This window comes from Microcystis sp. M53602_WE12 (assembly GCF_030065455.1).
GTDB classification, from domain to species: Bacteria; Cyanobacteriota; Cyanobacteriia; order Cyanobacteriales; family Microcystaceae; genus Microcystis; species Microcystis aeruginosa.
This window is the reverse complement of record NZ_JASJFB010000623.1, coordinates 1-3,672: the sequence shown is the minus strand read 5'-3', so window position 1 is coordinate 3,672 and position 3,672 is coordinate 1. Positions and strand designations below refer to the sequence as shown.

Here is a 3,672-nt window from a genome sequence, read left to right as displayed (position 1 = left end):
TCGATTGTCTATCTTTTGGTATTAACCTGTTGATGCCTTAAGTCCTTCCCTATATCGATTTCAGCTACTTTTGAGCGTAGGCACTCTCATCGAATTTTATTTTAAGTTAATTATTTGCATAACAATTCCCGAAGAGCCAGGATTTAGTCGATTTATGCCACCCGCTCGAACCATACCAAGTAACGAAGAACCACCTATTTGGTCGATTATTGCTTAACAACTGAGATGGCAAATTCTCCTCAAATATGCCTGAATTTGGGGTAGGCAACTTACATCAAATAAAGTTCATTTTGTTAATAATTGTTAAGATGCGCTGACCTTGTTAATCTTGGGTATTGCATTACTAGGAAAAGAAGCGGTATAATCGGAAGGTGAATATTTGATGTGGAGGAATCCTTCAATGTCGTTTACGCCCCAAGTCAAGCGAGTTACCAAGCCTACTCAAAAAAGCCCATCAATTAAAACAGCGTCTCAACTGATGAAAGAAAAGCGCTATGATGAAGCTCGGGAGGCTTTTGAAGAAATCCTTGAAAAAGACCCAGGCTCTAAGCAAGCTCATCTTGGTATAGGCAGCATCTGTTTAAAACAAAAAGATTATGAAGGAGCTTTGATCCACTTCGGGTCGGCGAGGAGAATTGACCCAATGATGGCTAAAGCTGCTCTTGCCGTTGGCAATGTTTACTACAAGCAAAATGAACTGGACTCGGCCATTGAAGCTTTTAAAGATGCCCTTAATATCGACCCTACTACCCCTGCTGGTTATCTGGGGATGGGGAGGGTTTTATTAAAGCAAAAGAAATACCCTCAAGCTAAAGAGCAAGTTCAAAAAGCACTGGTCTTTAACCCTCAGTTAACTCCAGGGCGCTTGCTCATGTCTCAGATTTACCAAGAACAAGGAAATACAAAGGCAGCAATTGATGAAATCGAGTCTGCACTGAGGATGAATCCCACAGCTTGGAGTGCTTATCAGTCCCTAGGAAATATCTACCTAAAACAAAAACAATATAACCTCGCCCGCAAAAATTTTGAAGATGCTCAGCAATTAAATCCTAAAATTCCTGTGGTTGCCAAAATGGGTTATATAGAGGCTTTAATTGCCAGCAATGCTCTCGATGAAGCAGCAGAGATTTTACGCGATCTGCCGAACAAAAAACCCATAGAAGCCAAAAAACAAAAATTATGGGGGGATCTTTATACTCGTCAAGGATTTACCAAAGAAGCGGCAGAAGCCTATCGAGCAGCCAATTTACTGGCGGCAGAACAAGGAGAGGTCGCCAGCGAACTTTCCACTTTGGATATGCTGATAGAAGAAGATGACGATAAATTAGGATAAATCCTCGAGACCTACAAAGAAAAAGCAACTCAGCAAATTGCCCAAACCCAATTTAGTAAAAATCCCTAAATCCCCAGACAGTATAGTCTTTAAAGACTATAATGTTAGTTCCAGTAAAAAAGCCAAATAATGTTTCGTGATTTTCAGAGAGCTTCTCTCAAAAAACAACAGATATTGATAGCTATTATCGTTACTTTATCTGTCTTTATAGCCGTGTTTCTAGCAATTCATTCCTCGCTCCAGCTTCAGCAGCAGTCTAGTAATCTTCTCCCATCCCAACTGCCGTGGCAGATTTTCCTAGCGTCCCTTGTGGCTATTCTTGTAGGAGGATTTACTTTTGCTTTGGAATTAATAACAATTAATCAAATGGAGCGGGGTTTCAATCAGATTCAGCTTGAGTTGAGGGCATTAGGGAGTGGAGATTTTAATCCTTCCACTCATCTAGAGTCACTAGCTTTGCCCAAAGAGATGAGGGAAGTAGGGAGCTATTTCCCTCATCTGAAGTTAGCTCTCTCAACAAGCTTGAGCGAGCTACAACAAAAACTTGAGGAGCAAGGAACAATCCGAGAAAGCTTGCAAGCTGAACTGACGGGACTTGAGAATAATCTTGCAGAGCAGAAGCTCGCCAAGGAAGGTTTGCAATCTCGACTAAGTCGGATACAACAAGCACTTGAAGAGGCTCTCGAAGAAAATCAAGCACTAGCAAGAAAAGTGAGTCAAAAGAGAGCAGAAGTCGAGCAACCCGAAGGGGAAGTCGGAGATTTTATCGCTCAGATGCAAGGCGAATTTCAACAGGCACCTAAGTCGGTTGCTTCTCTGACTTCCAGTTCCCTAGAAGAGATTGTCCAGTATAAGGAGGAGCTTGAATATCGCATTACTTGGCTGCGGACGCTACTTGAAGATGCAGAAAAAGAACTCAAACTAATTTGTATTACCTATGAATTATAAAAACAAGTTTAATTTTTTCATACTTCAGAAAGTCCATAAAGATTGAAGTTTATAATTAAAAACTAGAATCTTGAAGAGGAGAATTAACAATGAAGACCCTTGTGCCGATTTCTTGGTATTCCGATCCCGAGATTTTCAAGAAAGAGCAAATAGTTCTCTTTCAAAACCTTTGGAACTTTGTCGGATTGACCACCGACTTAGAAAATCATAATGATTATATTGCTAAAGATCTAGGAGGACAAGCTATTTTTGTCCAGAATTTTCGTGGAGAATTGCGAGCGTTTGATAATATCTGTTCCCATCGTTTTAGTAAGATTCATCAAGAGGATAAAGGCAATAGGCCAGTTAGGTGTCCCTACCACGGATGGATTTATGACAGTGCTGGCATCCCGATTAACATTCCCTTACAGTCCCGCTTCGATTTTTCCGATTGTACACCGGAATCTTTTCAATTGAAACAATGGTTAGTTGATACTTGTGGCTCCTTTGTTTTTGTGAAAAAAAATGATGATGGTCTGACCCTCAAAGAGTATTTAGGAGGGATGTATAGTCGGTTATTAGATTTTTCAGAGTCAATGGGTGAGAAAGTTGACTGTCAAGAAATGATCATTAAAGCCAACTGGAAAATTATCGTTGAAAATACTTTAGATAGCTACCACATCTGGGATGTCCATCCCAACTCTCTTGGCAAGTATGGAGCAGTTGACGGGTATTATTGGAATGACGACTTCCATTCGACTTACCTCAGTAAAGCCAAAAAGCTAGATGCAAAAGTCAAAAAGTTTACCACAGCTTTTGCAGATCGAAAACTGAAGATAGATGGCTATCAGCACTATTTGATTTTCCCACTTTTAACCTTGTCCACTCTGTTTGGGATGTCTTTAAATATGCACGTTTTCACGCCTCTTAGTTCTACAGAAACCAAAGTTACCAACTATACCTTTATGGGAAAACTTGATAATGCCAGTCTGGAGAAAATTCTATTTGATATGAGTAGCAAAGCCTCAGCTAACTTAGTTACTCAAGTTTGGGATGAAGACAAACCTGTCTGCGAATCAGTCCAGCTAGGAATGGTTTCAATCGATAACTCAAGGGATTATAAACAAGGAATTCTTAGCAGTGACGAGCGCCGCCTTCATACTTTTCAACAACCTTATCTTAAGCTCATGAATTTGGTGCCATCCGCTGCCTGAAAAATCTGACATCTTCCCACGTCATAATTTTGATTTGGCGTGGGTTTCTTGCTCTTGAATTCGATTTTGAACGTTTTTGGCACAGTTTAAGATCAAACCCACATTCCGCACCCTCAACTGTCACATAAGCTGTCCCCCTCCAGAGACTTGAGTAAAAATACTTAGCTGGTCAAGGTTTTCTCGGTGGCCGCTAGGGGG

Annotated in this window: 3 protein-coding genes; all 3 read left to right on the top strand. The window is 40.6% G+C overall.

All coding sequences use genetic code 11. The features are described 5' to 3' along the window. The first annotated feature begins 400 nt into the window (after window positions 1-400). The 3 genes from PX482_RS19820 (at window position 401) to PX482_RS19810 (ending at window position 3,474) form a co-directional block, all read left to right on the top strand. The gene (locus tag PX482_RS19820) at window positions 401-1,333 is read left to right on the top strand and encodes a tetratricopeptide repeat protein (protein ID WP_288122911.1); all 933 of its coding nucleotides are present in this window, start codon (window positions 401-403) and stop codon (window positions 1,331-1,333) included. A 174-nt stretch (window positions 1,334-1,507) separates the two neighbouring features. Beyond that, complete coding sequence (locus PX482_RS19815; RefSeq protein ID WP_288122910.1) at window positions 1,508-2,281, top strand: hypothetical protein; 774 nt, start codon at window positions 1,508-1,510, stop codon at window positions 2,279-2,281. An 89-nt stretch (window positions 2,282-2,370) separates the two neighbouring features. Continuing rightward, entirely contained in the window at window positions 2,371-3,474 is a 1,104-nt protein-coding gene (locus PX482_RS19810; RefSeq protein ID WP_002763831.1) for an aromatic ring-hydroxylating oxygenase subunit alpha, read from the top strand. Window positions 3,475-3,672: the final 198 nt, after the last annotated feature.